This is a genomic window from Zoogloea sp. (genome assembly GCF_017302315.1).
Lineage (GTDB): Bacteria > Pseudomonadota > Gammaproteobacteria > Burkholderiales > Rhodocyclaceae > Zoogloea.
In genome coordinates this window covers 31,139-54,934 of record NZ_JAFLDT010000014.1, presented here as the reverse complement: position 1 = coordinate 54,934, position 23,796 = coordinate 31,139, and the positions used below count along the sequence as shown (strand labels likewise).

The 23,796-nt window shown below is 62.7% G+C and carries 27 protein-coding genes; 16 read left to right on the top strand and 11 right to left on the bottom strand.

The genetic code is table 11. The features are described 5' to 3' along the window. Positions 1 to 28: 28 nt before the first annotated feature. From rimI to J0L98_RS07040, 5 genes are all read left to right on the top strand, one after another. The gene (gene rimI / locus J0L98_RS07060) at positions 29 to 481 is read left to right on the top strand and encodes a ribosomal protein S18-alanine N-acetyltransferase (protein ID WP_296410923.1); all 453 of its coding nucleotides are present in this window, start codon (positions 29 to 31) and stop codon (positions 479 to 481) included. A 10-nt stretch (positions 482 to 491) separates the two neighbouring features. After that, positions 492 to 1,286, top strand: coding sequence for a uracil-DNA glycosylase (locus J0L98_RS07055; RefSeq protein WP_296410922.1), 795 nt, complete (start codon positions 492 to 494; stop codon positions 1,284 to 1,286). A gap of 140 nt (positions 1,287 to 1,426) precedes the next feature. Beyond that, the gene (locus J0L98_RS07050) at positions 1,427 to 2,050 is read left to right on the top strand and encodes a LemA family protein (protein WP_296410920.1); all 624 of its coding nucleotides are present in this window, start codon (positions 1,427 to 1,429) and stop codon (positions 2,048 to 2,050) included. 9 nt (positions 2,051 to 2,059) lie between these two features. Next, positions 2,060 to 2,950, top strand: coding sequence for a TPM domain-containing protein (locus J0L98_RS07045; protein WP_296410918.1), 891 nt, complete (start codon positions 2,060 to 2,062; stop codon positions 2,948 to 2,950). Between the two features lie 2 nt (positions 2,951 to 2,952). After that, positions 2,953 to 3,453, top strand: coding sequence for a TPM domain-containing protein (locus J0L98_RS07040; protein ID WP_296410916.1), 501 nt, complete (start codon positions 2,953 to 2,955; stop codon positions 3,451 to 3,453). Between the two features lie 10 nt (positions 3,454 to 3,463). On the opposite strand, the gene J0L98_RS07035 is transcribed toward J0L98_RS07040, so the two are convergent. Beyond that, complete coding sequence (locus J0L98_RS07035) at positions 3,464 to 6,313, bottom strand: PAS domain S-box protein (RefSeq protein WP_296410915.1); 2,850 nt, start codon at positions 6,311 to 6,313, stop codon at positions 3,464 to 3,466. Positions 6,314 to 6,430: 117 nt separating this feature from the next. On the opposite strand from J0L98_RS07035, the gene tadA reads away from it, so the two are divergent. From tadA to J0L98_RS07020, 3 genes are read left to right on the top strand one after another with little or no spacing between them, the layout of a single operon-like run. Further along, the gene (gene tadA, locus J0L98_RS07030) at positions 6,431 to 6,910 is read left to right on the top strand and encodes a tRNA adenosine(34) deaminase TadA (protein ID WP_296410914.1); all 480 of its coding nucleotides are present in this window, start codon (positions 6,431 to 6,433) and stop codon (positions 6,908 to 6,910) included. A gap of 9 nt (positions 6,911 to 6,919) precedes the next feature. Continuing rightward, positions 6,920 to 7,399 (top strand): L,D-transpeptidase, encoded by a 480-nt coding sequence (locus J0L98_RS07025; protein WP_296410913.1) that lies wholly within the window; start codon positions 6,920 to 6,922, stop codon positions 7,397 to 7,399. Next, the gene (locus J0L98_RS07020; RefSeq protein ID WP_296410910.1) at positions 7,396 to 7,836 is read left to right on the top strand and encodes a GNAT family N-acetyltransferase; all 441 of its coding nucleotides are present in this window, start codon (positions 7,396 to 7,398) and stop codon (positions 7,834 to 7,836) included. The genes J0L98_RS07025 and J0L98_RS07020 overlap by 4 nt, the downstream gene beginning before the upstream one ends. 10 nt (positions 7,837 to 7,846) lie before the next feature. Here the strand turns inward: J0L98_RS07020 and J0L98_RS07015 are convergent, their stop codons facing one another. The 5 genes from J0L98_RS07015 to J0L98_RS06995 are packed head-to-tail and all read right to left on the bottom strand — an operon-like array spanning position 7,847 to position 12,358. Further along, positions 7,847 to 8,569 (bottom strand): alpha/beta hydrolase, encoded by a 723-nt coding sequence (locus tag J0L98_RS07015; protein ID WP_296410908.1) that lies wholly within the window; start codon positions 8,567 to 8,569, stop codon positions 7,847 to 7,849. Positions 8,570 to 8,593: 24 nt separating this feature from the next. Further along, a complete protein-coding gene (gene amrS, locus J0L98_RS07010) occupies positions 8,594 to 9,667 on the bottom strand; it encodes an AmmeMemoRadiSam system radical SAM enzyme (RefSeq protein WP_296410907.1) in 1,074 nt (357 codons plus the stop codon). 4 nt (positions 9,668 to 9,671) lie between these two features. Further along, complete coding sequence (gene amrA, locus J0L98_RS07005) at positions 9,672 to 10,235, bottom strand: AmmeMemoRadiSam system protein A (protein ID WP_296410906.1); 564 nt, start codon at positions 10,233 to 10,235, stop codon at positions 9,672 to 9,674. Next, positions 10,222 to 11,040 (bottom strand): AmmeMemoRadiSam system protein B, encoded by an 819-nt coding sequence (gene amrB, locus J0L98_RS07000; protein ID WP_296410905.1) that lies wholly within the window; start codon positions 11,038 to 11,040, stop codon positions 10,222 to 10,224. Before amrB ends, amrA begins: the two co-directional genes overlap by 14 nt. 49 nt (positions 11,041 to 11,089) lie before the next feature. Continuing rightward, the gene (locus J0L98_RS06995; protein WP_296410903.1) at positions 11,090 to 12,358 is read right to left on the bottom strand and encodes an MgtC/SapB family protein; all 1,269 of its coding nucleotides are present in this window, start codon (positions 12,356 to 12,358) and stop codon (positions 11,090 to 11,092) included. A gap of 71 nt (positions 12,359 to 12,429) precedes the next feature. Here J0L98_RS06995 and ispD point away from each other — a divergent pair, with 71 nt between their 5' ends. Next, positions 12,430 to 13,131 (top strand): 2-C-methyl-D-erythritol 4-phosphate cytidylyltransferase, encoded by a 702-nt coding sequence (gene ispD, locus J0L98_RS06990; RefSeq protein WP_296410901.1) that lies wholly within the window; start codon positions 12,430 to 12,432, stop codon positions 13,129 to 13,131. A 2-nt stretch (positions 13,132 to 13,133) separates the two neighbouring features. Continuing rightward, the gene (gene ispF / locus J0L98_RS06985) at positions 13,134 to 13,625 is read left to right on the top strand and encodes a 2-C-methyl-D-erythritol 2,4-cyclodiphosphate synthase (protein ID WP_296410899.1); all 492 of its coding nucleotides are present in this window, start codon (positions 13,134 to 13,136) and stop codon (positions 13,623 to 13,625) included. A 74-nt stretch (positions 13,626 to 13,699) separates the two neighbouring features. Here the strand turns inward: ispF and J0L98_RS06980 are convergent, their stop codons facing one another. From J0L98_RS06980 to J0L98_RS06970, 3 genes are all read right to left on the bottom strand, one after another. Then, positions 13,700 to 14,530, bottom strand: a complete 831-nt coding sequence (locus J0L98_RS06980) for a PEP-CTERM sorting domain-containing protein (RefSeq protein ID WP_296410897.1) — start codon at positions 14,528 to 14,530, stop codon at positions 13,700 to 13,702. A 204-nt stretch (positions 14,531 to 14,734) separates the two neighbouring features. Further along, positions 14,735 to 15,175, bottom strand: a complete 441-nt coding sequence (locus J0L98_RS06975; protein WP_296410895.1) for a host attachment protein — start codon at positions 15,173 to 15,175, stop codon at positions 14,735 to 14,737. A gap of 70 nt (positions 15,176 to 15,245) precedes the next feature. Beyond that, entirely contained in the window at positions 15,246 to 16,049 is an 804-nt protein-coding gene (locus tag J0L98_RS06970) for a M90 family metallopeptidase (RefSeq protein ID WP_296410893.1), read from the bottom strand. Positions 16,050 to 16,185: 136 nt separating this feature from the next. Between J0L98_RS06970 and J0L98_RS06965 the strand changes: the two genes are divergently transcribed. The 6 genes from J0L98_RS06965 (at position 16,186) to J0L98_RS06940 (ending at position 23,097) form a co-directional block, all read left to right on the top strand. Next, a complete protein-coding gene (locus tag J0L98_RS06965; protein ID WP_296410892.1) occupies positions 16,186 to 18,390 on the top strand; it encodes a bifunctional (p)ppGpp synthetase/guanosine-3',5'-bis(diphosphate) 3'-pyrophosphohydrolase in 2,205 nt (734 codons plus the stop codon). A gap of 9 nt (positions 18,391 to 18,399) precedes the next feature. Continuing rightward, on the top strand, positions 18,400 to 19,263 hold the full coding sequence (locus J0L98_RS06960) for a cation diffusion facilitator family transporter (RefSeq protein ID WP_296410891.1): 864 nt from the start codon (positions 18,400 to 18,402) through the stop codon (positions 19,261 to 19,263). Positions 19,264 to 19,318: 55 nt separating this feature from the next. Beyond that, the gene (gene yaaA, locus J0L98_RS06955) at positions 19,319 to 20,104 is read left to right on the top strand and encodes a peroxide stress protein YaaA (RefSeq protein WP_296410890.1); all 786 of its coding nucleotides are present in this window, start codon (positions 19,319 to 19,321) and stop codon (positions 20,102 to 20,104) included. Positions 20,105 to 20,117: 13 nt separating this feature from the next. Next, entirely contained in the window at positions 20,118 to 21,386 is a 1,269-nt protein-coding gene (locus J0L98_RS06950; protein ID WP_296410888.1) for a DUF445 domain-containing protein, read from the top strand. Positions 21,387 to 21,397: 11 nt separating this feature from the next. Further along, entirely contained in the window at positions 21,398 to 22,540 is a 1,143-nt protein-coding gene (locus J0L98_RS06945) for a M14-type cytosolic carboxypeptidase (RefSeq protein ID WP_296410886.1), read from the top strand. A gap of 272 nt (positions 22,541 to 22,812) precedes the next feature. After that, entirely contained in the window at positions 22,813 to 23,097 is a 285-nt protein-coding gene (locus J0L98_RS06940; RefSeq protein ID WP_296410885.1) for a hypothetical protein, read from the top strand. Positions 23,098 to 23,262: 165 nt separating this feature from the next. Here the strand turns inward: J0L98_RS06940 and J0L98_RS06935 are convergent, their stop codons facing one another. Both J0L98_RS06935 and J0L98_RS06930 read right to left on the bottom strand, forming a co-directional pair. After that, positions 23,263 to 23,493 (bottom strand): (2Fe-2S)-binding protein, encoded by a 231-nt coding sequence (locus J0L98_RS06935; protein ID WP_296410884.1) that lies wholly within the window; start codon positions 23,491 to 23,493, stop codon positions 23,263 to 23,265. Positions 23,494 to 23,583: 90 nt separating this feature from the next. Continuing rightward, a complete protein-coding gene (locus tag J0L98_RS06930; protein ID WP_296410882.1) occupies positions 23,584 to 23,754 on the bottom strand; it encodes a hemin uptake protein HemP in 171 nt (56 codons plus the stop codon). Positions 23,755 to 23,796 lie beyond the last annotated feature (42 nt).

The following is a 23,796-nucleotide window of genomic DNA, read 5'->3' as shown; positions in this document are numbered from 1 at the left end:
CCGTGCTTGGCAAATCCGGATCGTTTCCATGAGCCTCGTTGCAGTGGAGTTCGTGCCCATGGCAACGACCGATCTCGAATGGGTTGCGGCGCAGGACAGGCAGCTCTATCCCTTTCCCTGGTCGGCACAGAATTTTGCCGATTCCATGATCGCGGGCTACAGTTGCTGGATCGTTTTCGAGGGTGGAGAACGATCCGGTTACGCGGTGCTGATGATGGTGCTGGATGAGGCCCACATTCTCAACATCAGTGTATGCAGGAGCCGTCAAGGTTGCGGATTGGGGCGCCAGCTATTGCAGCATCTCGGTGAGGTGGCCCGCCGGGCGGGCGGGAGCCAGATCTTGCTTGAGGTACGTCCATCCAACGAATCCGCACTTGCCTTGTATCGCAAGGTCGGCTTTGAAATGATTGGTCGACGCAAGGGCTACTATCCTGCGTGCAATGGCCGTGAGGATGCACTGGTAATGAGACTCCCCTTGTGAGATCCATGGCATGAGCCTGCGGCGTGATGCGATTCTGAGGGAAATGGGGCTGGCTCCCATGTGGCGCCTGCGTGGGCGTCAAGCGCTGCCCGAGCCTGAGCCTGTGCTGCAGCCTGCTGCACCCAGACCGGTTTCCGAGCCTGCGCAGGCCAGAGCCCGGTCGGATCTGCGTGACGGGGTGAGTGACTTACCTCAGCCCGTTTCGGCCCGGTCTCATACCGATGTCGGTGATGGGGTGATGGGGCTTGGTTGGGACGCGCTTGAGGCGCGTATCCGTGGCTGTGAGGCCTGCAGCTTGTGCAGGAGACGCAAGCAGGCCGTGCCCGGCGTAGGTGACCGGCAGGCGGATTGGCTTTTCGTTGGTGAGGGGCCCGGTGCGGAAGAGGACGAGCGTGGTGAGCCGTTTGTCGGTCAGGCCGGGCGGCTTCTGGACGCCATGCTGGCCAGCATCGATCTGAAGCGTGGCGAGGATGTCTACATTGCCAATGCCGTCAAGTGCCGCCCGCCCAACAATCGCACCCCCGAAGCGGCCGAGTTGGCGGCATGTTTTCCCTATCTGCAACGCCAGATTGCGCTGATCCAGCCGCGCTTGATCGTTGCCCTTGGGCGGCCGGCGGCCCAGGCCTTGCTCAATGAGGAGGTGCGTATCGCTGCGGCACGTGGAAAGCTCCATTCCCACGGCGGAATTCCCGTGGTGGTGACCTACCATCCGGCCTATCTATTGCGCAATCTGCAGGATAAGGCCAAGGCGTGGGACGATCTGTGCTTTGCCCGTCGCAGCATGCGCGGGCTGAAATACGCCTGAGAGAACAATGTGCAATATTTCAATTCGCGGGCGGACGGTGCCTGTGATCAAAGGTGGTGCCTATAGAATGGTGCTGACCTGATGCGGGTAGGATGACCGCTGACTTCACTTCCGATTTCTTCTTTGCGAGGGCGTGCTCCATGTCCATCAAGCATCTGTTGTCCGTCCTGCTGTCGATGTTCCTGCTTTCAGGTTGTGGCTATAACCAGATCCAGATCAACGATGAGCAGATCAATGCCACCTGGTCGGAGGTGCTCAACCAATACAAGCGCCGTGCCGATCTGATCCCCAATCTTGTACAGGTGGTACAGGGATATGCCGCCCATGAGAAGGAAGTCCTGACCCGAGTCACCGAGGCGCGGGCCAATGTGGCCGGCATGAAGGTGACACCCGAGCTTGTAAACGACTCCGAGGCCATGGCCCGTTTCCAGAAAGCCCAGGGCGAGTTGTCCGGTGCCTTGTCGCGCCTGCTGGTGGTATCGGAAAACTATCCGAACCTGAAGGCTGACGCCAATTTCCGTGATCTTCAGGCTCAGCTTGAAGGCACCGAGAATCGCATCACGGTGGCCCGGAACCGTTATATCAAGGCGGTGCAGGACTACAACATATCGGTACGCACCTTCCCCAACAATTTGACCGCGATGGTCATCGGTGCGAAGGCAAAAGCGAACTTCACGGTTGAGAATGAACAGGCCATCAGTGAGCCGCCGAAGGTCAACTTCGGAACGCCTGCCGCCGGGCCCGCACCGGCCAAAGCCCAGTAAGCACGATTCATGATGCTGGCCGCGGGCCATACGGTGCTGCTTCGCCTGCTTCTGTTCGTGCTGTGCTGCCTGGGCGGAGCGCTTCACGCCCAGGAGCTGCAGGCGCTGCCAAGTCTGTCGGCCCACGTCACCGACACCCTGGGGGTGCTGCCCCCGGCGCGTCGTGAGGCCCTGGAGACGCGTCTGCTCGCCCTTGAGAAGGAAAAGGGTGCGCAGGTTGCCATACTGATCGTTGCCACGACCAAGCCCGAAGCGGTGGAGGCCTATGCCCTGCGTGTGGCGGAGGCGTGGCGCCTGGGGCGCAAGGGTGTCGATGACGGCATCCTGTTCCTGCTTGCCCGGGATGATCGGCGATTGCGCATTGAGGTGGGAAGGGGCCTGGAGGGGGCTTTGCCCGATGCTGTCGCCAAGCACATCATTGCCGATATCGTGGCGCCGCATCTGCGCAGCGGTGACTTTGCCGCTGGTGTCGAGGCCGGCGTGGATGCCATCTCCGCCCGCATTGCGGGCGAGGCCTTACCTCCGCCTGTGGCGGCAACGGCTCCTGGCGATGCCGGTTTCGAAGAGCTTCTGGTGCTCGGCATCATCGCCACCATCGTGGTCGGTGGCGTCCTGAGAGCCATTTTTGGACGTCTTCTCGGCGCTGGCCTGGCGTCGGGCATCGTCGGTTTCGGGGCCTGGACCCTCACGGGGATGATGCTGATTGGTATCGCGGGCGGCCTGCTGGCTTTTGTGTTTGTGCTGGCCATGGGCTCGAGCGGGGGCACGCGCGGTGTCGGTGGCGGCCCCTGGATGGGCGGTGGAATGGGGGGCGGCGGCTTCGGCCGAGGGGGTGGTGGAGGTGGTTGGTCCGGCGGCGGTGGTGGTTTTGGCGGCGGCGGCGCTTCGGGGGATTGGTGAACATGTCTGCATTGCGCATCCTTCGACACCTGCTGACGCCGCCCTGGGTTCTCAACCGGGCGTTTCCATCACGGGTTCTGGCTGCCATTGAGGCCGCCGTGAAGGGGTCCGAGGCCCGTCACCGGGGCGAGATCCGGTTTGCGGTTGAGGCCGGTCTCGATCTCGGTGATTTGCGGCTGGGTCTGTCCACTCGGGAGCGGGCCGTTGAGGTTTTCTCGCGGCTCCGGGTTTGGGACACGGCGGAAAATACGGGCGTTCTGGTTTACGTCCAGTGGGTGGATCGCCGGGTCGAGATCGTGGCTGACCGGGGTATTGCCGCCCGGGTTGGTCAGACCGAATGGAACGGTATCTGCCGCGCCATGGAGGCCGCGTTCCGCGCGAGGCAGTATGAGCAGGGTGCGGTCGATGCCGTTGCGGCCGTGGGCGCCTTGTTGGCGAAGCACTTTCCCGCCCGGCACAACAACCCGAACGAGCTTTCCGACCGACCTGTCCTGTTGCGATAGTCAGGGGCGCTCAGGCTGTGTTCTGTAGGGTGGGGGGCTGGCCGATACTGAAATAGAGCGAGGCGCCCTTGCCGACATCCCCTTCCGCCCACACTTCCCCCCCATGTCGGCGGACGATGCGGGCAACGGTGGCCAGGCCAATTCCGGTGCCGGGAAACTCCCTGTCGGAATGAAGACGCTGGAAGGGCCGGAAGAGGTTCTCTCTGTAGCGCATGTCAAAGCCGGCGCCGTTGTCGCGGATCACGAAGGCATCCGTTTCCCCATGGCGGGCGACGTTGAATTCGATGGTTGGATGTTCAACCCGTCCAGTGAACTTCCAGGCATTGCCAAGCAGGTTTTCCAGGACCGTCCGCATCAGACTTGGATCGCCCTCAACCTGGAGCCGGGGCGCAATCCGGATCTGAACATCCCGGTCAGGTTCCTGTTGGTGCAGTTCTTCGCAGATCACTTGGGCAAGTTGCGAGAGGTCGACGGGGCGTCGCTCCAGCTCCTTGCGACTGACCCGGGATAGCGTCAGCAGGTCGTCAATCAACTGCCCCATGCGATGTACCGCTGCCCGTACTCGGCGCAGGAGTTCTTTCGCCTCATCGTCGAGCTTGTCGCCATAGTCGGAACCCAGGATTGCACTGTAGCCCTCGATGGCCCGCAGTGGCGCGCGCAGATCATGCGAGACCGAATAGCTGAACGATTCGAGCTCGCTCAGGGCTGCACTTAGCTGCGAGGTTCGTTCGGCCACGCGGCGCTCGAGTTCGGTGTTGAGGCGCTTGATCGCGCGTTCGGCGAACTTGCGTTCGGTCAGGTCGGTACCGACACCGACGATATGCGGTTTGCCGTCAAGGGTGACCCGACGGCCAACGACCAGGAAAGGTACGGGTTCGCCGTCGTTACGTCGGAGCATGACTTCGGCCGATGCTTCGCCCGAGATCAATGCGGTCTCGATGCGATGGGCCATCAGTGCTTCGTGCTCGGGAATCACCAGGCTTTGGGCATCGGCCCGCAGGAGTGCCCCATCGGCCAGGCCGGTCAGTTCGCTGACGAAGCGGTTCCACAGTAGCAGGCGCCCGTTCTGGTCGAAGAGGAAGAACGGTGCCGGAAGGCTGTCGATGAGGCCGCGCGAAAAGTCCCGTTCGGACTTGAGCTGCTCTTCCGCCAGCTTGCGTGCCGTGATGTCTCCGATGGAGCCCACGATACGCACGGCCCGGCCCTGCTGATTGCGATGTGCAAGACCGCGGGCCAGAACCCAGTGGAACTTGCCATCCTTGTCGGCAATGCGGTACTCCGACTCGAAGTGCTCGGTTTCGCCCCGCAGGTGCGCGACGAAGTCGGTGCGATAGCGCTGCCGGTCATCCGGGTGGATCAGCTTGAGCCACTCGTCCCCGGTTGTGCGCAAGGTATCGCTGTGCAAGCCGAGAAGGGAAAGCAGGCGGGCCGAGAGATAGAGATCGCGGGTCTTGGGATCCCAGTCCCAGAGACCTTCATTGGTGCCCCGCTGGGCGAGTACGTAGCGTTCGCGGGTGTCGCGCAGTTGCTCTTCCGCCTCAAGGAAGGCCGTGCGATCCTCAATGATGCCCACTCCGCCAAAGACCTTCCCAGCCGCATCAAACTCGGGGGCCACCCGGATCGAGAGGATTTGCATGTCGGTCGATAGCGGCGAGACGAAGGGCCCATCGTAGGCGCCCCGCTGGCCCTGGAGGGCTCCGTGGAGTACCGACAGGATGGCTTCGTCGCCCAGTGAATGCAGGTCCATGCCGGCCAGTTGCTCCGGACTTGACTTCAGAATGTCAGCCAGCCGGCTGTTGCAGTAGCTGACGAGTAGCTCCGCGGTGAAGTGGAAGATGCCCACCGGTGCGTTCTCGACAAGCGCCCGGTAGCGCGCCTCCTGATCGGTACGTTTACCGGCAGCGCACTGTTCCTCGGTCTGGTCAGAGGCTGCGCCGACGATGGCTCTGAGGCTCCCGTCGGGATGCCGTAGCAGCGTCATCGCGTCGCATATCCAACGTGGGCCGGTGCGTGATTTGAGCTGGTACGCGACACTGATTTCGACGGGTTCGTCGCCCGGCGTCTTGAGGGCGTCTCCAATGGCTATCCGGATCCGGTCCAGATCCTTCGTGTCGACACGCCTCGCAAACTGTTGCCAGCCGCCCGGTGAGCGCAGGGCGTGGATGGGGGCGTCGAGCCAATCTGCCCCTCTGTCCGAGATGTAGTCGTAGCACTTACGGACCGGATCAAAGCGGTACAGGACGGGCTGAACCTTCGCCAGGGCTTCGGCGAACAGTGATTCGGATAGATGCTCTCCGGCATTATCGCGGACCGTCACCAGGTGGCAGTGCCGGCCGGAGAACGAATGGCTGCTGACGTGTGTTTCGAGTTCCAGGGTCCGACCACCGACCGTCTGGTGGGTAAGGCGCATGGATGACTGCGGGGACGGTGGGAGCGGGTGGATCAGGGCTTCGGCGGATATCGCGGTAAAGGGGTCAGCCGTCAAGCCGTAGAGCTTGGCGGCTGCGGCGTTGAGGGCCAGAACCTCGCCGCTGTCCACGGCGTAGAGCCACTGGGGGGCCGGGTCGGTGTCGAACAAAGTCCGATAGTCGTCGTTGACGATGGTCGGTGCACTTCGTCCCGCCTTCTCCGTGACCCGTTTCAAGGCAACGAATATGAACAGGGTCGATGCCCCAACGAACAGGATCAGCCAAGGGCCCGACAGGGGGCGTGCATTGCCGCCATCCCCGTCGGTGAAGAACATCGTTCCGATCACACAGGTCAGGGCGGCAAGCAGATACCCCGCGGCCGCCCGCAGGGCGGGCGAAAGGCGCGGTGGCGAAAGCGCATCCTTCTCCTGTTCAGGAGCGGAATTCGGCATGGCGCTCATCGGAAGTGCCCTGCCGGAAGCGGGTCCGTTTTCGTTTTGCCGGGTCTTTCCACGATGCTGCTTTAAAATCCCTAGAAGAACCTGTGAAACCATCAACTGTAAATCACCATGTCTCTTTCGAGTCCTGATCAGGACATCCTTTTCATGCGGGCTGCCATTGCCCTCGCGCATGAGGCCGGACGCTGCGGCGAAGTACCCGTTGGCGCTCTCGTCGTTTCGGCTGACGGCATTGTCGTCGGCCGAGGCTTCAATCAACCCATCCTGCGCCATGATCCTACCTCCCATGCCGAAGTGATGGCTCTGCGCGACGCTGCCGAGCGGATGGGAAATTATCGACTTCCTGACTGTACTCTGTACGTCACCCTTGAGCCGTGTGCCATGTGCGCTGGCGCAATCATGCATGCACGGATCGGCCGGGTCGTGTTTGGAGCGAGCGACCCTAAAACGGGGGTTGCCGGTAGCGTAATCGATCTTTTCGCTGAAGCACGCCTAAATCATCACGCCCGGATCGAGGGAGGCCTTCTTGCCGGGGAGTGCGGGGGAATCTTGTCGGATTTCTTCGCATCCCGCCGCAGGCGGTCCGTCTAGGTGACCACCATGTATATCCGCATCGATATCTCAAGTCAGCGGCTCGGATTGTTTGGCGATGATGGCGCCTGCGTTCGGCGCTACCGCATATCCACCGCGACCAAAGGCCCTGGCGAGGAGAAGGGGAGCTACCAAACACCTCGGGGGCGCCACATCATCCGTGCCCGAATTGGTGCGGGGGTTCCGATCGGCACAGCCTTCCGCGGCCGCCGGCCGACCGGTGAAGTCTGGTCGCCGGAGCTCGCTGCCGCCACTCCTGGGCGTGACTGGATACTGACACGCATCCTGTGGCTGTCAGGGACGGAGCCCGGCCGCAATCGCCTTGGTCAGGTGGACAGCATGCAGCGCTATATCTACATCCACGGTACGCCGGATACGGAGCCCATGGGGGTGCCGCGTTCCATCGGGTGTGTGCGCATGCGCAATCAGGATGTCGCCGAACTCTTCGATCTTGTGCCGGCCGGCACCGTGGTGGAGATCGTGGAGTGAGGCGCCCGGCATTGCCCGGCATCGTGCTGGGGCCGTGGTCGGCACTGGCGGAACAGGCGTCCGCGATCCGCTTCAAGGTTTTTGTTGATGAACAGCGTGTGCCCCGGGACATGGAGCTCGATGAGTTCGATGCGCTGTCCTGTCACGCCTTGGCGCGGATTGGCGAGCAGGCCGTCGGAACCGGGCGCCTGCTGCCGGACGGACATATCGGCAGGATGGCAGTGCTTGAACCCTGGCGGGGATGTGGTGTGGGCGCAGCCCTGCTCGAGGCCCTCATTGGCGAGGCGCGCCGTCTCGGCATGCCGATCCTTGCACTGAACGCCCAGACTCATGCCCTGGGCTTCTATGCCCGTTTCGGCTTCGTTCCGAAAGGGCCGCAGTTTGACGAAGCCGGCTTGCCCCATCAGGCAATGGAAAAACGCCTGACAGACGCTTAGTGCCCTCGGTTCAGCGCTCGGCGGCTTCGGTTTCCCGCCGGACCAGGTGACGGTGAAACCATTCGGCGCTCAGGGTCGCGGCATCATCGAGGGCGCCAGGCTCCCGGAAATAGTCGTCCGTACCGGCAATGCTTTGCCAGTCCTTGGTGCAGGTCATCAGGTCATAGGCCTGGCGGATGTTGGGCAGACCTTCGTCCCGGGCACCGACAATCACGCGCGTCGGGCACGGAACCATGCGCAGGGGAGAGATTCCGGCCAGTCCGGGGCGCCCACCCCGGCATACCAGAGCGCTCAGCACATCCGGCTGGTTGGCAATTGCGCGGACCGCAGCGCCGCAGCCCGTGCTGCTTGCCACCAGGCCGACCGGTAGTGTGGCGAGTGGAGGTTGATGAGCCAGCCACTCGAAGACGGCACGAATGCGCTGCCCGAGTAAGGGCGTGTTGAAACGGGTATCCGGATCACGGGACTCTTCGTAATGGTTCAGCAGGTCGAATAAAAGCGTGGCGAAGCCGGCCTCCTGGAGCCTGCGTGTGAAATGGGCTTCGCGGGAGTCCCGGTGGTTGCCGACTGAATTCTGGGCAATCAGAATCAGTCCGGCCGCATCCGGGGAGTGGGCGAGGAGGGCGTCGAGCCAGACAGGGCCGGCGGCAATGCTCAGGGCGCTATGGCGCAGTTTCATCATGATCTGGGCGGCGGACGGTGCTCTGCTGTCGACGATGGCACGCAGGGGCATGTGACGGCAAGGCTCGCCCTCCGTCTAGTGTGAGCCGATGTGCACTGGAACACGGCGTGCTCCAAATGTACCTGCCGCCGACCCGAAGCGCCCCGCCAGCAGGTGGCCGCAACCCGGGCAGGCGCATTGTGCGTCGAGGCGGTAGGCGAGGACGCGATGCCAGTCGCGCTCAATGAGCGCCATCCCACATGACGCACAGTGGGTCGTACCGCCAGCGACGTCATGAACGTTGCCGGTATAAACGTGCTTCAGTCCGGCATCAAGGGCGATCCGTCGCGCCCGGGTGAGGGTTGCCGGCGGTGTCGGTGGCAGGGCGTTGAGCTTGTAGTCCGGGTGGAAGGCCGTGAAGTGCAAGGGGATTTCGGGGCCGAGTTCGTTTGCCACCCAGTGGCATAGTGCGCTCAGCTCCGGCGTGCTGTCATTGAGCCCCGGGATCAGCAATGTGGTGATCTCGAACCAGACTGCTGTGTCGTGGCGGAGATAGAGCAGGGTGTCGAGAACGGGGGCGAGATGGGCGCCAGTCTGATGGACGTAGAAGTCTTCCGTGAAGGCTTTCAGGTCCACGTTGGCGGCATCCATCACTGCGTAGAACGCCTGCCGAGGCGCGGGGTGGATGTAGCCCGCTGTGACCGCCACGCTGGCGACGCCGCGTTCGCGACATGCCTGCGCGGTGTCCATGGCGTACTCGGCGAAGATGACCGGATCGTTGTAAGTGAAGGCGACGCTCCGGCAGCCATGGCGCACTGCGGCCTCGGCGATGTGGATGGGCGAGGCGGTGTCCATGAGACGGTCCATGTCGCGGCTCCGGGATATGTCCCAGTTCTGGCAGAACTTGCAGGCCAGATTGCAGCCGGCCGTACCGAAGGACAGCACGCTGCTGCCCGGGTGGAAATGATTGAGGGGCTTTTTTTCGATGGGGTCGATGCAAAATCCCGAACTGCGCCCATAGGTGGTGAGCACCATCTTTCCCTCCACCCGCTTGCGCACGAAACAGGCGCCGCGCTGGCCTTCATGCAGCCGGCAATCCCTCGGGCAAAGGTCGCACTGGAGGCGCCCGTCTTCGAGAAGGTGCCAGTAGCGAGCAGGATGGGCGTCCATGCTGTCAGCCTCCTTGGGGGGGTTCCTTCCACTTGCGTACCCGGTAGCGGGCGAGCATGACATTGGGGCCCCAGAAATCGGCGGGCAAACGGGCCTTTTGCTTGAGCGCCGCCATGAAGCTGCGTCGGTCGGGCAGTTGCTCCCATACCTGGGGCAGGAAGGTGGCCTTCTGACAGCCATTGAAGAAGATCACGCCGTCCTGTCCGGGCACGAGCTGACTGAGTGCATCGGCTTCGTCGTGGAACTCCAAGAATTCCGGCTCATCAAGAAGTGACACCTCGATCTCGATCCGGGGGAACTCGGCCGTGCTCAAGGGCGGGAAACGCGGATCGCGAAGCGCCGCTGCGATGGCATTCTCACGCACATCCTCACCTAGGACGCGGTGAGCATTCAGGCTGCCAATACAACCACGCAGGGCGCCATCAAGGGTCAGGGTGACAAAGCACGCACCACGCTCGGCGAGCAACACGTGATCGACAGCCGCTTTGACGGGCACCCCCAATGCGCCGCCAATGGCGTTGCGAGCCTGGGCAAGCAGGGCTTTTCCGAGCGTTTCAGTGGTGGGCATGATCCAGGGTCTCGGAGAACGAAATGGAGGCATAGCCCACAACCCTTTCCCGGTCACCGGCCGTGTCGCCGGAGTTGCGCAGGTCAAGCAAATGGGGGGACAGCCTGTGACGGCGCGCAGCCAGCAGCAGGCCGTTGATCGCACCTGCGCCACAGGCCTGATCACCATTGAGGGTGGCATCGAGTTGCCGGATCTGGGCGATCGTGGCCTTGTCACGCCATTGTGCCTGTCGGTAGGGGTGATAGTGGGACAGGTCGGAACTGATGACGATGAGCGTTTCGGGGCCGCCCCATAGGGATTCGAGCAGGGTGGCAACCCGATGAGCATCCACCTCGCCGACGGCGATAGGCAGAATCTGGAAGTGATTGAGCGTGCTTTGAAGGAAGGGTAGCTGGACCTCAATGGCGTGCTCGTCGGCATGGGGGCGGTCGTCCACGATGACGCCGGGCATCTCCCGCGCCCGGAGCCAGGCATCCCGGTCCACCGCCACGGCACCGAGGGGCGTGATGAAAGACTGGGCTGCCGGCAGCGCCATGCCCCGGATGGCAACCCGATGGGTGGGGCACAGAATGAGCACCCGCCGGATGACCTCCCTGCGTTCCGCGAGTCCGGCATAGGCGCTCGCCGCGACGGCGCCGGAATAGATGTAGCCGGCGTGGGGCACAATCATCGCCTTTGGCGCATCCACAAGCTCCGCAGGCATGGCTGCCGACAGGAAGCCGGCAATCTGGGCATGAAGGCTGTGGGGATCCGCCGGATAAAAACGTCCGGCGACCGCGGGCAGGCGTTGGGAGGCGTGAGCCATGATCTGCTTCAGTCCTTAGGTTGATGGTCGGGAAGACCTCTCGTATCCATTATAGGGACGAGTGCAACAGCCATGCGACACCGCCGCCCAATCCCGCGCCCACCGCAAGCATGCCTGCCAGTACATGCCGTCCGAGTCCAGCGCCGCCAAGGGTGAAGGCCAGGGTGGTCTTGAAGCTCAGGTTGGCAAGCATGGCGAGCAGAATGGCAATGGCAGCAGGGACAGGGTCGACTTTGCCAACCGTCTGCAGGTGAAGGGTCGACAGGGTGATGGCATCCACGTCGGTCAAGCCTGAGGCGAGGGCGAGCAGATAGAGTCCTCCACGTCCGGCGATGTCGGACAGCCACGCCGCGCACAGCAGCACGCCTGCATAGAGCAGACCGAAGCCGATCGCTGCACGAAGTTCGGTCGGGTTGCGGGTTTCCGGGATTGGTAGCGCGTCCTGGCCCGCCAGTTGTCGCCAGTCGCGGGCCAGCATGATTGCCCCCAGGGCGACCGCGAGGATGCAGCCACCCGCCAGAAGGGGCACCACCGGTGGTGAAAGGGCACCGGCAATGGCCAGGATGCGCAGCACCATGATCAGGTTGGCGAGCACGATCACCAACCCTGCGGTGGACGTCATGGCCGGGTTTTCGCGGGCGTGGCGCGAAAAAACCATTGTCGTCGCCGTGCTGGAAACCAATCCCCCCAGCAGCCCGAGCAGGGGGGCGCCGTAGCGCGCGCCCACGAGCCGCAAGGCCATGTAGCCGGCCAGACTGACGCCTGCGACGAGAACGATCATGAGCCACACTTGATGGGGGTTGATCGCCTCGTAGGGGCCAAAGCCCCGATTGGGCAGGATGGGCAGAACGATCAGTGACAGCACCGAGAATTGCAGGATGGAGCGCCAGTCCTGGGCGGTCAGGCGCGATGCGACGCCACGGAGTTCAGACTTGAAGTAAAGCAGCATGGTCGATCCGACCGCCGCCATCACGGCCAGTCGGCCATGACCCAACCACACCATGGCACCGAGGGCGTAGCACACGAGCAGGGCAACCACAGAGGTGGTGCCCGGATCATTGGGTTCCGGCTGGCGCACGTTGGTGGTGATGATCATCAGTGCCACGAGGGCAAAGCCCGCAACCAACAGGGCCGGCGCAGCCAGTTGTTCAGCCAGCAGGGCGGCGATTGCACCGAGAAGTCCGGTCAATCCAAAGGTGCGTACACCGGCCAGGGCGGCCGGGCGGCGCTCCCGTTCGAGGCCCATGAGCAGCCCGATGGCGGTGGCCAGGGCGAGTGCTTCCAGTTGGTGAAGGTCAAAGGGGTGCGAGAACAGCATCGTATGCATTCCTGAGGCGTGGATGCTCAATCAGCGGCAGAAGAGCGGGGGACATTGAGTAGAATTGCGCGATGCGAATTCAGACGACCCGTTGTTTCGCCATTGTGCCTGCCGCTGGAAGCGGCAGCCGCATGCGCAGTGAACAACCCAAACAATATCTGCCCCTTCTCGGCCAACCATTGATTCGCCACACGCTGGGGGTGCTGTGTGACTCTCCGGTGATCGACCGGGTCTATGTCGTGCTATCCGTTGGTGATCAGGAGTGGGACCGCCATGACTGGAGTTCGTTCGGTGATCGTCTGGTCCCCCTGTTCTGCGGCGGAGCGTCCCGCGCCGACAGCGTGCTGAATGGCCTGCGGGCGATTGCCGACGATGCATCCGAAGGCGACTGGGTGCTTGTGCACGATGCTGCACGGCCTTGCCTCGCATCCTGGCATATCGAAGGACTGGTGCGTGACTTGATGCATGACGAGGTGGGGGGCATCCTGGCTGTCCCGGTGGCCGACACCCTGAAGCGTGAGGACAGCACGCACCACATTGCTGCCACGGTGCCGCGGGATGGCCTTTGGCAGGCTCAAACGCCGCAGATGTTCCGCTACGTGATGCTCAAACGTGCGCTTGAAACGGCCCGGCAGGTCACGGATGAGGCCAGCGCCATCGAGGCCATGGGCCTGCGCCCGCGCCTGGTGCGGGGCGACCCCACCAACCTGAAGGTCACCTTTCCCCTCGACCTGCATCTGGCCGAGTGGATTCTCCAGCACCGTGAGGCTTGAAGATGCAAGTTCCGTTTCGTATCGGGCAGGGGTTCGACGTCCATGCCCTGGTTCCTGGCCGCCCCTTGATCATTGGTGGCGTGACGATTCCCTTTTCCAGGGGCCTGCTCGGTCATTCCGATGCTGACGTGTTACTCCACACCATCACCGATGCGGTGCTCGGCGCGGCTGGGCTGGGTGACATCGGGCGGCATTTTCCGGATACGGACCCACGCTTTGAGGGGGTGGATTCCCGTGTCCTGTTGCGCGAAGCGGCTGCTGCTGCGCGTGCTGCCGGCTGGGTGACGGTGAACGTGGACGCCACGGTGATTGCCCGGGCGCCACGGATCCTGCCCCATGTTCCGGCCATGGTCGTCAACATCGCTGCCGACCTTGGGGTTGATCCGGCGGTTGTTAACGTCAAAGGCAAGACCACCGAGAAGCTTGGATTCACCGGTCGTGGAGAGGGAATCGCGGCACAGGCGGTGGCATTGATGGTGCGGGTCGGGGCCTAGCCGCTAGACGCGGGCGAGGTGCGGATCCGGTGCAAGTGCGAAGCCGGCGCGAGAGCCGGGTTCGCACTTGTTTCTCAGGTGCGTCGCCGACGGGCAAGGCCGGCGAGTCCCGCGGCGCCGAGGACGAGGGCCAGGGACGCGGGCTCGGATACCGTTGAGGGGATCGGGTCAACGATGATGATGTCGTTGGCGCAAAGCATCGTCCATTGCACGTCGAAGCTTTCCGCGGGGGAGTTCCCTGCCCAGTGGCTGCCGAATACGGAGACGGGAATTTCCACTTCATAGAACCAGTGGGAGCCGCCAAGGGTGCCCATATTCCCGAAGCTGCTGGAAATGACCAGACTGGCATTGCCCACATCCGTGCCGGTGTTCACCTTGGTGACGTAGCTGGAATGGGCGGGGTCGTAAACGCCCGGGGCGCTCCACAGGCCGGTAGCCCAGTCGGCATTGCTGGTGCCCACCACGTCGCCCTGGCGCAGGGTGCTGCTGCGATCGGCTGTGAGCACCCCGAATTCAAAGCTGCCGTCGCGGCCGAAATCAATGGCGAAGTCGCCGCGGCCATAGTTGTTGCCGCCGGTGGGGGTGTTGGGGTCATGGCCGGTAATCAGCCCCAGGGCGAGGTAGGTCTGCCCATCGAGCTTGGTATACCAGGTCAGGTACAGGGCTTCCGCATCATAGGCCTGGCCGCCCCAACCGGGGTTGAGGTAGCCATTGTTGGCATTGCTCTGGTCATCGACAGTGAAGAGGATTCCGCTACCGGGCGTCCATCCGGATAGGGTGCCGTTATTGGCAACGCCCCAGTCGGCGAAATTTCCGTCGATGGTCATCGGGGCAGCGTGGGCGGGGAGCGTGAAGGCTGCGGCGGCCAGGGTAAGGGCAAAGCCGGCGAGGGATGTTGTTTTCATGATGCACACCAATCTGGATGGAATGGTGGCGAGAATAGGCGGGCGTTGTGCCAGAAAGACGGCACTTCCTCACGGATGCGGTGTGGGTTGGGGTAAAAGAGCAGGCAGATGCGAAGCGGGTCACAGCTGCCTGCAAGGGCGGTGAACCCCCGGGTGTATCGACGCCTTCAGCCTGGCGGACTGACCCGGGGGGCCGCGGGGAGGTCAGACGAAAAGGCAGTTTTTAAGATGCCCGCGCAGATCGGGCTCGGGGGACTTGGTGTAGTCCTTCTCAAGACGATCGGAAATCAACTGGGCCGTCGGCCGGTCGAGGGTGGCATTGAGCATGCCCATGAAGGCAGGGGGCGCGATCAGGATGGCGCGGCCGAACTTATTGTGGCTGCGTCCCATGTATAACTCTTTTGCCAGCATCTGGGCGAAGGTGCGGGCGGCGTTGAGTTTTGGGGGGGTGGGTTGCTCACGTGCGCCATGGCCACTGCCAGCGGCCTGCATTTTCCCGGCCCGGTCGGAGGCCAGATCAGCATTTTTCATGCGGCTCTCGGGGTGAGCGATCTCCTTTACAAGCTGCAGACCCTTCTTGGGGCCCAGGTTGGCGTACAGACGGGCAAGGCTCGCGTTTGCGACAAGAATCCAGGTGATGGCCATGAATTGCTCTCCACTTTCTGTCATGAATGCCGGAGCGGCCTAAGCAATGTAGACAGTGCCGCCCGGCAAATCAAAGGGTGCTTGAGGGCTGCGGAGGGACTGATCGCGCCGACTGTGCTTCGCGTTCTGCCGGGTCTTGCCCGAAGTAGCGGGAAAGCTGTTGGTAGACGGCGGGATACTCGGATTTCAGGACGCCGGGTGTCTCGAAGAAGGCTTCGCTCATGACCGCAAAGAACTCTCCCGGATGTTCGGCTGCATAGGGGTCAAGGGCCGTGTCCTCCCCCCGGTCAACACGGGCACAGAAATCGTCAAAGGCGGGCTGAAAGGCCCTGGCCCAGTCACTCGCGGAAAGATGTGCGGGCAGGCGAGGGTAGCCGTCCACCTCGCCGTTGCCCATGTCGAGTTTGTGGGCGAATTCGTGGATGACCACATTGATGCCGTCGAAGGGCTTCTCGCCCTCAAACCAGGATAGCAGCACCGGACCACCCTCCCAGGCCTCGCCGAGCACTTCGTCTTCGTATTCATGGACGACACCGTCTTCGTCGGCGAAATGCCGGGGAATGACGAAGTCCCCTGGATACACGATGATGCCAACCCAGTCGGCGTAGGCATCGAGCCCGATGTTCAGTATCGGCAGACAGGCTTGAAGGGCAATGGAGAGGAGCAAGTGGTCAGTGATGACGACCCCCTCGGCGCCATGTACTTCCTTGTCGGCAAGGAATTCCAGGGCCATGCGGCGCAGGCGTGGGCGATCTTCAGGGGGAAGGAAATCGAGAAAGGGGAGGCTGCGTTCAACGGCATCCCACTGTTCGGGGGGCACCGTCCTGCGGTCGGCGGTGCGCTGGCGGCGCCAGCGGCGGAAGGCGGAGAACATCGGCGTCTGGATCAGGGCGGTGAGTGTCGAGGAAACGGAAGCATCGGCCCACGGGTCTAAGGTCGTTGAACTGAGGATGGGGGCAGGGCGATCAAGATCAAACTTTCCCTGCCCAGCCTATAGGATAATGCCAGCCATGGTTGCCGTTACTCACTCGATTTCCCAGTCCGTGTCCGCGCTGTCTGTGGACGAATTGCTGTGCGAGGGTCTGCCCTCCGATGATGCCCGCCGGGTCGGAGACGCGCTCGCATGGGTTCAGCCCATCTACGAGAATCGAACCCTGGGTACGCAGGAGCAGGTTTGGCAGCACGCATTGGGCACGGCGCTGATTGCGGCCTCCCTGCGTCTTGATGCGGACACCCGCGTTGCGGCCCTGTGCTTTGCCGTGGGCGATGTGCTCGACCACCCCAACGAGGAAATCGCGACCCGTTACGGTGAAAGCGTGGCCCGGCTGGTGGACGGCCTGCGTCGTCTTAATGGTCTGCGGGTGATCACCCGCATGACGACCACTGCCAGCGCACCCGAGATCCGCGCCCAGAGCGAAGTGCTGCGCAAGATGCTGCTGGCCATGGTCGAGGATATCCGCGTGGTCCTCCTGCGTGTGGCATCCCGCACCCAGACCCTGCGCTACTTTACGGATCATCCTGGGCGTACCCGGGAGTCCATTGCCAGGGAAAGCCTTGATATCTACGCGCCCCTCGCCAACCGCCTGGGGATCTGGCAGCTCAAGTGGGAACTGGAGGATCTCTCCTTCCGTTTTCTGGAGCCCGAGACCTACAAGCGTATCGCCCGCATGCTTGATGAACGCCGTGTCGAGCGGGAACAGTTCATCGTTGATGCGGTGGCCCGCCTGAAGCGCGAGGTGCAAGCCATCGGGGTCACCGCCGAGGTGTATGGTCGTCCCAAGCATATCTACAGCATCTACAACAAGATGCGTGCCAAGCGGCTGGACTTCTCGCAGATCTTCGACGTGCGCGCCTTGCGTGTATTGGTGGACGAGGTCAAGGACTGTTACGCCGTGCTGGGTATCGTGCATCAGATCTGGACGCCGATCCCGAAGGAGTTCGACGACTACATTTCGATGCCCAAGGGCAACAACTACCAGTCCCTGCACACCGCTGTCTATGCCGGAGATGGCCGGGCCCTGGAGGTGCAGATCCGCACCCACGAGATGCACAACCATGCCGAGCTGGGGGTGGCGGCCCACTGGCGCTACAAGGAGGGAAGCGGGCCTTCGAGCGGAGACTACGACGAGAAGATCGCCCTGTTGCGCAGTTTGTTGTCCTGGCGTGACGAGGTGACCGATTCGGCTGACTGGCTGGAGCAGTTCAAGCGTGCCTCCCTTGACGACACCATCTACGTTCTGACGCCCCAGGGCCGGGTGATTGACCTGCCTCGCGGTGCAACACCGATCGACTTTGCGTACCGGGTGCACACCGATCTGGGCCATCGCTGTCGGGGTGCCAAGGTGAATGGTCAGTTGGTGACCCTCAACACGCCTCTGGAAAGCGGCCAGACGGTGGAGATCATGTCCACGAAGGAGGGGGGGCCTTCCCGGGACTGGCTCAACGCCCAGCAGAACTACGTCGCCACGCCGCGAGCCCGTCAGAAGATCAAGCAGTATTTCAGCGCCCTCGAAGAGGAAGAACTGCTGGTGCGCGGGCGCAGTGTGCTTGCCCGGGAGATCCAGCGTGAAGGGCATGGCCAGGTGAATCTTGAAGACCTGGCGACGCGCCTGGGCTTCAAGGGGCCCGACGCCCTGTTCATCGCGGCCGGACGGGGTGAGGTGGGGCCCCGCGCGATCCAGGTGGCCTTGCGCGGCGCCGATGCCATTGATGCGCTCTCCGAGACGCCCGAAGTCATCCTGGGGGAGAGTCATTCGGGTGATGCGGGTGACACCATCCTGATTGTCGGGGTGGGCAAGCTCATGACCTCGCTGGGGCGTTGCTGCAAGCCGGCACCACCCGATGCCATTCAGGGCTACGTCACCCGCGGCCGTGGTGTGTCCATTCATCGGGTCGAGTGCCGCGACTTCCAGCAGCTCGTGCGCTCTCATCCCGAGCGCTTGATCAGCGCCCAGTGGGGCGGGGCGGCTTCGCCCAAGGAGGCAGTATTCCCCGTGGATGTGGTGGTGAACGCCATGGATCGGCAGGGTCTCCTGAGGGACATCTCGGAAGTGCTGTCCCGGGAGAAGCTCAACGTGATCGCGGTCAATACCTTGAGTCGCAAGGGTGCGGCGCGCATGCGCTTCACCTTCGAGGTGCAGGGCGTGCATCAGATCCAGCGCGCCCTGACCCTCATCCGTGAGGTCAAGGGCGTCACCGACGTCGAGCGCGGCTGAGACGGTTCCGTGTCCGGGCTTGAAAGGCATCACTACGCCTGGCTGTCGATTGCCGCAGCGCTTGCGACCATTGCCCTGAAGACGCTTGCCTGGTCGATCACGGGGTCCGTCGGCCTGCTATCTGATGCGCTGGAGTCCCTGGTGAATCTGGCGGGGGCAGGCTTTGCCCTGTGGATGATCCTGATCACCCGTGATCCTCCCGATGGCAAGCACCCTTATGGGCACGGCAAGGCCGAGTATTTCTCCAGCGGTCTCGAGGGCTTGCTGATTCTTGGCGCATCAGGCGCCATCCTTTGGACTGCAGCGGAACGTCTTGCCACCCCGCGCCAGATTGATGCCGTTGGTTGGGGCTTGCTCTGGTCGGCTGCAGCGACGGCGATCAATTTCGCGGTGGCGCGGGTTCTTGGCCAAGCGGGGGAGCGCTTCCGTTCCATTGCCCTGCGCGCCGATTCGCGTCACTTGATGACCGACGTATGGACCTCTTGCGGAGTCATCGCAGGTGTTGCCCTGGTCGCCTGGACGGGTTGGCTGCGTGTCGACCCTCTGATCGCAATGGCCGTCGGCCTGCATATTGCCCGGGAGGGGTGGGTGCTCCTCAAGGAGTCAGTGGATGGCTTGATGGATCGCAGTCTTGATGCGCCGAGTGTGGCGCGCGCGTGCGCCGTACTTGATGGATTTCTGTCGCGGGGGGTGGCCTATCGGGCGCTGCGGACACGTCGCGCAGGTCGGTCGTCCTTCCTTCAGGTGGTGGTCCTGGTTCCGGGAGACTGGTCCGTCAAGGAGGGACATGCACTTCTTGACGAGATAGAGAGTGCCCTCGAGGAAGCTATTCCGGGCCTCGAGGTGAGTACCCATCTCGAACCCCTGCCTTAACGCGTCAGCCCGGTTTGGTAAGATTCGGCAACTCGCGACAACCCGGACTACCGCAATGATCTTCGTGCTGTCCCCGGCCAAGGCCCTCGACTACGAGTCTCCCCTGAGCACTCCCCGCTTTTCCGAGCCAGACTATCTGGATGACGCCGCTTGCCTGATTGAAGGCCTTCGGGAGCTTTCCCCTGCCGAGGTGGCGCGCCTGATGGATCTGTCCGATTCGCTGGCGGCGCTCAATGTGGCGCGCTACGCCGAATGGTCGCAGCCTTTCACGCCGGACAATGCCCGTCCCGCCATGCTTGCTTTCAATGGTGATGTCTACGATGGTCTTGATGCGCGGGCATTTTCCGAGGCCGATCTGGAATACGCCCAGCGGCATCTGCGTATTCTGTCGGGCTTGTATGGACTGCTCAAACCCCTCGATCTGATGCAGCCCTATCGTCTTGAGATGGGCACCCGCTTTGCCAATCCGCGAGGCAAGGATCTCTACGCCTTCTGGGGCATGACCCAGACCGATGCCCTCAATCGCCTGCTGGTCGCCGAGGTCGAAGCTGGCCGCGAGGCAGTGCTGGTCAACCTTGCATCGGAGGAGTACTTCAAGTCCATCAAGACCGGGCGTCTGACAGGGCGCCTGCTCAACATCGGTTTCGAGGACTGGAAGGGGGGGCGTTACAAGATCATCAGTTTCTACGCCAAGCGCGCCCGCGGGATGATGGCCCGTTACGCCATCACTGGACGGCTGCAGGATGTGGAGCAGCTCAAGGCATTCTCGGCGGACGGCTACGCCTTTGCGGCCGAGGCTTCGGATGACGGGCGCTGGGTGTTCCGGCGACGTCAGGGTTAAGGCGTATCCCGGCGTGGCAGACCCCGACAAGATAAGCAGCCTTGCCCGCATGAAGGCGCTGGCGACTGCCGTGCTGGTGGCGGTGGCCGTGCTTCTCGTGCTGGCCCGCAGCCAGGGCTGGAACTGGATCGGCGCCTTTGCTGAAGCGGCGCTGATTGGCGCCCTGGCGGATTGGTTCGCGGTGGTCGCACTCTTTCGTCATCCGCTCGGTCTTCCCATTCCCCATACTGCGATCCTGCCGCGGAACAAGGCGCGTCTCGCCGACAATCTGGCGGCCTTCATTCGCGATCGCTTCCTGGATACGGGCTCCCTAGTGGCCCGGCTGCGGGCCGCTGCGCCGGCCGACCGGCTGGCAGCATGGCTGCGTCAGCCGGCCAACGCCGATCTGCTGGCCGGGAGGCTGGTGGTGGTCTTCGCCGAGTCAGTGGATTTTATGGACGATCCGCGGGTGCGCCGGCTCTTTCTCCATGCCTTGCGCCGACGCGCTGGCAGCCTCGACATGGCTGACGGCATCGGTCGCCTGCTCGATGCGATGACGGAGCACGGGCGCCATCAGGCGCTGCTCGACGAAGGGCTGCAGCGGCTTTACGCGTGGCTTGACGAACCGGGCGTGCGCCAGGGCTTTGCGAGCATGATCGTCGACGTGGCCGGCCGGGAGTACCCAAAGGTCGTTGCGACACTGGGGCTGGTCGGCATCAATCCGGTTGAACTGGGTGAGCGCGTATCGGCGGGCATCATTGCCGGGGTGCATGGCCTGCTTCAGGAAATAGCGCAGGATCCTGCTCATCCTCGCCGTCAGGCTTTTGACGCCCTGGTCGCGGACTACATTCGGCGCCTTGCCCATGATGCCGGCTTCCGTGCCCGGGTGGACCAAGCCAAGCGCGATTTCCTCGCGCATCCGGCAGTTGGCATCTACCTGCGGGAACTGTGGGAAGATCTGCGGGCATGGATGATTCGGGACATTCGGCGTCCAGACTCACGGTTGCGGCGCCAGATAGCCTCGGCTGCCATGGCCCTGGGGGCCAGTCTTTCGGAAAACACGGCCCTGCGCGAATCGTTCAATGAGCATCTCGAACGGACGGTGGAAAGTCTCGCGCCGGAACTTCGCGACAGTCTGGCGGGGCATATCGCGGCGACGGTCAAGGCATGGAGTGACGAGGATCTGGTGCGGGAGATCGAGGTCAGCGTCGGCCGCGATTTGCAGTTCATCCGTCTCAATGGCACCTTTGTCGGGGGCCTCATTGGCGTCGGCCTATATGCCTTGAATCATCTCCCAGTCTGAGCACAACCATCATGCCTCTTCGTATCAGCAGCAATTTCGACTCCGGCGCCATCGAGGTGCAGTCCCTGGAAATGCCTGGCGATATCCGCCTGCGTCTACGTGCCGACCAAGGTGTATGGGGCGATGCCCCGTTCCGCCAGTGGTTCCACTTCCGGCTTCACGGCGCTGCGGGGCAGGCCGTGCGACTTGTCTTCGAAAACGCTGCAGAAGCGGCCTATCCGGATGGCTGGCCTGACTACCGCTGTGTGGCCTCCTATGATCGTCGAAACTGGTTCCGGATCCGCAGTACCCGCTATGAGAATGGCCAGCTCATTGTCGAGCACACGCCCGAGCGCAACAGCATCTACTTCGCGTACTTTGAGCCCTATTCCCACGAGCGCCACCTGGATCTGCTCGGCCGTGTCGAAATGTCGCCCTATGCGTCGGTCAGCAATCTGGGGGCCACCCTGGAGGGTCGTGATCTGGATCTTGTTACTGTCGGCCGCCCGGCGCCGGGCAAGGTTCCCGTATGGATCATTGCGCGCCAGCATCCCGGCGAGAGCATGGCTGAGTGGTTTGTCGAGGGGCTCCTTGATCGCCTGCTTGATGGCACGGATCCGGTGGCCCGTCGTATTCGCGAGAAGGCCGTGCTGTACATCGTTCCCAACATGAACCCCGACGGGGCGATTCGCGGCAATCTGCGCACCAATGCGGCCGGCGCCAACCTCAATCGCGAATGGAGTGCACCCAGTGCGGAGCGCAGCCCAGAGGTGTTGCTGGTGAGGCAGGCCATGGAGGAGAGTGGGGTCGGGCTCTTTCTCGACATACATGGCGATGAGGCGCTTCCGTATGTGTTCTTTTCCACTGCCGAGGAGGTGCCCGGCTTCTCCGATGCACAGCGGGAGCGACAGTCCCGATTCGTGGACGCCTTCCGAGCGGCCAGCCCGGATTTCCAGACCGAGCACGGCTATCTCAGCGGCCGCTTCAGGGATGAGTTGCTGACCCTTGCCTCCAAGTGGGTCGCCTATCGCTTCGGCTGCGTATCCTTGACCCTGGAAATGCCCTTTAAAGACAACTTCAATCTGCCCGATGGCGTCGTCGGCTGGAATGGCGAACGCAGCAAGCGGCTTGGTGAGGCCATGCTCCAACCCATTCTGGGGTATCTCGCGGGCTGAGTTTCCGAGCAAGGCTGCTCACGATATTCAAGATCTGCCAACCTGTTCCGTTACTGGACACATCCGTGCTCGAAAGCGCTGCCGTGTGTTTCTGGCCTTGCCGGGCGTGCGTTGATCCACAGCGTGGTCCAGTGGGACGGGGCTGCTGCCTTGCAGATGGAAATATCGCAGTAGTGATTCGAAAAAAAGTTTGAAATCGTGTCATCCCGCTCGTTGAGCTTGGCGTTAAGGACTCACAGGCGCGAAATCGCCGGTTTTCACAGGAGAAGTCGATGGGCAGTTATTGCAACGAGTCCTACGCAGAGTTTCTGGATTCCCTCAAGGCGGCGGGCGTGGTTATCCGCAATGAAGTTGAAGTGCGGGAGCGGCTGGCAGAGTCCCAGCGTTGGCGCAGTGCCTTCATGACCCTTGCGGCAAATGGTCGTACCCTTGGCATCGAGTTTACGGTTGCAGGCAATGGCAGTGATCCCCGTGCCGTGCAGCGTGTGCTGGCCGAGCATGCTTTCCCCGCCGATAAGGAAGCCGCATTCATCGCCCAGCTGACCGCTGACCGCTGATTGTCATCCCGCGCACTGGCGTCACCGGTGCAGCATGCAAGCCCTTCCTCCTTCCGGGGAAGGGCTTTTTTTCGCTCGCGCCACGCAAGCGGATGGCGTCGTGTGGACCTAAACAAAAGGCCCGGTCTTCGCCGGGCCTCGCGTTTGCTGTCTTGGGGGCCTGATTCAGGCGGCTTCCTGGAGTTGGAATGAAACCGGGCCGCAGGTCGGGTGGGTATCGGGGGCGCACTGCTGTCCGACGGCGTCCTCCAGGCACTGTTTCGCACACTTTGCGCAACGTCCGCACTCTTCCGTAACGCCAAGCTGTGTCCGGAGGTCTCTCAGACGGCGGGCTCCCGCATTGACTGCGGACTCAATGTGTTTCTCGGTTACTGCTCGACAGACGCAAACATACATTGTCGTATTTCCTTCAAGCGGCGATGGACGCCCCAATACTGGCGTGATTGTGTTGCAAGCCTTCACAGATCAGGGACTTGGCCATATCCATCACTTCGTCAGAATCAGTTTTCCCGCGCGTGTGGCTCGAAGAGCATAAAGCATGCCTTCGTGCTCAATGTAAACGCAGGTTCGGTCATTGAACAAGTCCTTGCTGCAGATCGGTGCCTCGATCAATCCCCGGTGTAGCGGGGGAGCGGAGTCGGGCTTGGGCGGATTCACAGGTGAAGGCGGTGTGTTCACGTCAATGCTAAGTATAATGAG

Excerpts from the sequence above, each read along its gene's own strand:
- rimI (WP_296410923.1), top strand. The coding sequence starts at position 29 with ATGAGCCTCGTTGCAGTGGAGTTCGTGCCCATGGCAACGACCGATCTC.
- J0L98_RS07055 (WP_296410922.1), top strand. The coding sequence starts at position 492 with ATGAGCCTGCGGCGTGATGCGATTCTGAGGGAAATGGGGCTGGCTCCC.
- J0L98_RS07050 (WP_296410920.1), top strand. The coding sequence starts at position 1,427 with ATGTCCATCAAGCATCTGTTGTCCGTCCTGCTGTCGATGTTCCTGCTT.
- J0L98_RS07045 (WP_296410918.1), top strand. The coding sequence starts at position 2,060 with ATGATGCTGGCCGCGGGCCATACGGTGCTGCTTCGCCTGCTTCTGTTC.
- J0L98_RS07040 (WP_296410916.1), top strand. The coding sequence starts at position 2,953 with ATGTCTGCATTGCGCATCCTTCGACACCTGCTGACGCCGCCCTGGGTT.
- J0L98_RS07035 (WP_296410915.1), bottom strand. The coding sequence starts at position 6,313 with ATGCCGAATTCCGCTCCTGAACAGGAGAAGGATGCGCTTTCGCCACCG.
- tadA (WP_296410914.1), top strand. The coding sequence starts at position 6,431 with ATGTCTCTTTCGAGTCCTGATCAGGACATCCTTTTCATGCGGGCTGCC.
- J0L98_RS07025 (WP_296410913.1), top strand. The coding sequence starts at position 6,920 with ATGTATATCCGCATCGATATCTCAAGTCAGCGGCTCGGATTGTTTGGC.
- J0L98_RS07015 (WP_296410908.1), bottom strand. The coding sequence starts at position 8,569 with ATGCCCCTGCGTGCCATCGTCGACAGCAGAGCACCGTCCGCCGCCCAG.
- amrS (WP_296410907.1), bottom strand. The coding sequence starts at position 9,667 with ATGGACGCCCATCCTGCTCGCTACTGGCACCTTCTCGAAGACGGGCGC.
- amrA (WP_296410906.1), bottom strand. The coding sequence starts at position 10,235 with ATGCCCACCACTGAAACGCTCGGAAAAGCCCTGCTTGCCCAGGCTCGC.
- amrB (WP_296410905.1), bottom strand. The coding sequence starts at position 11,040 with ATGGCTCACGCCTCCCAACGCCTGCCCGCGGTCGCCGGACGTTTTTAT.
- J0L98_RS06995 (WP_296410903.1), bottom strand. The coding sequence starts at position 12,358 with ATGCTGTTCTCGCACCCCTTTGACCTTCACCAACTGGAAGCACTCGCC.
- ispD (WP_296410901.1), top strand. The coding sequence starts at position 12,430 with ATGCGAATTCAGACGACCCGTTGTTTCGCCATTGTGCCTGCCGCTGGA.
- ispF (WP_296410899.1), top strand. The coding sequence starts at position 13,134 with ATGCAAGTTCCGTTTCGTATCGGGCAGGGGTTCGACGTCCATGCCCTG.
- J0L98_RS06980 (WP_296410897.1), bottom strand. The coding sequence starts at position 14,530 with ATGAAAACAACATCCCTCGCCGGCTTTGCCCTTACCCTGGCCGCCGCA.
- J0L98_RS06975 (WP_296410895.1), bottom strand. The coding sequence starts at position 15,175 with ATGGCCATCACCTGGATTCTTGTCGCAAACGCGAGCCTTGCCCGTCTG.
- J0L98_RS06970 (WP_296410893.1), bottom strand. The coding sequence starts at position 16,049 with ATGTTCTCCGCCTTCCGCCGCTGGCGCCGCCAGCGCACCGCCGACCGC.
- J0L98_RS06965 (WP_296410892.1), top strand. The coding sequence starts at position 16,186 with ATGGTTGCCGTTACTCACTCGATTTCCCAGTCCGTGTCCGCGCTGTCT.
- yaaA (WP_296410890.1), top strand. The coding sequence starts at position 19,319 with ATGATCTTCGTGCTGTCCCCGGCCAAGGCCCTCGACTACGAGTCTCCC.
- J0L98_RS06945 (WP_296410886.1), top strand. The coding sequence starts at position 21,398 with ATGCCTCTTCGTATCAGCAGCAATTTCGACTCCGGCGCCATCGAGGTG.
- J0L98_RS06940 (WP_296410885.1), top strand. The coding sequence starts at position 22,813 with ATGGGCAGTTATTGCAACGAGTCCTACGCAGAGTTTCTGGATTCCCTC.
- J0L98_RS06935 (WP_296410884.1), bottom strand. The coding sequence starts at position 23,493 with ATGTATGTTTGCGTCTGTCGAGCAGTAACCGAGAAACACATTGAGTCC.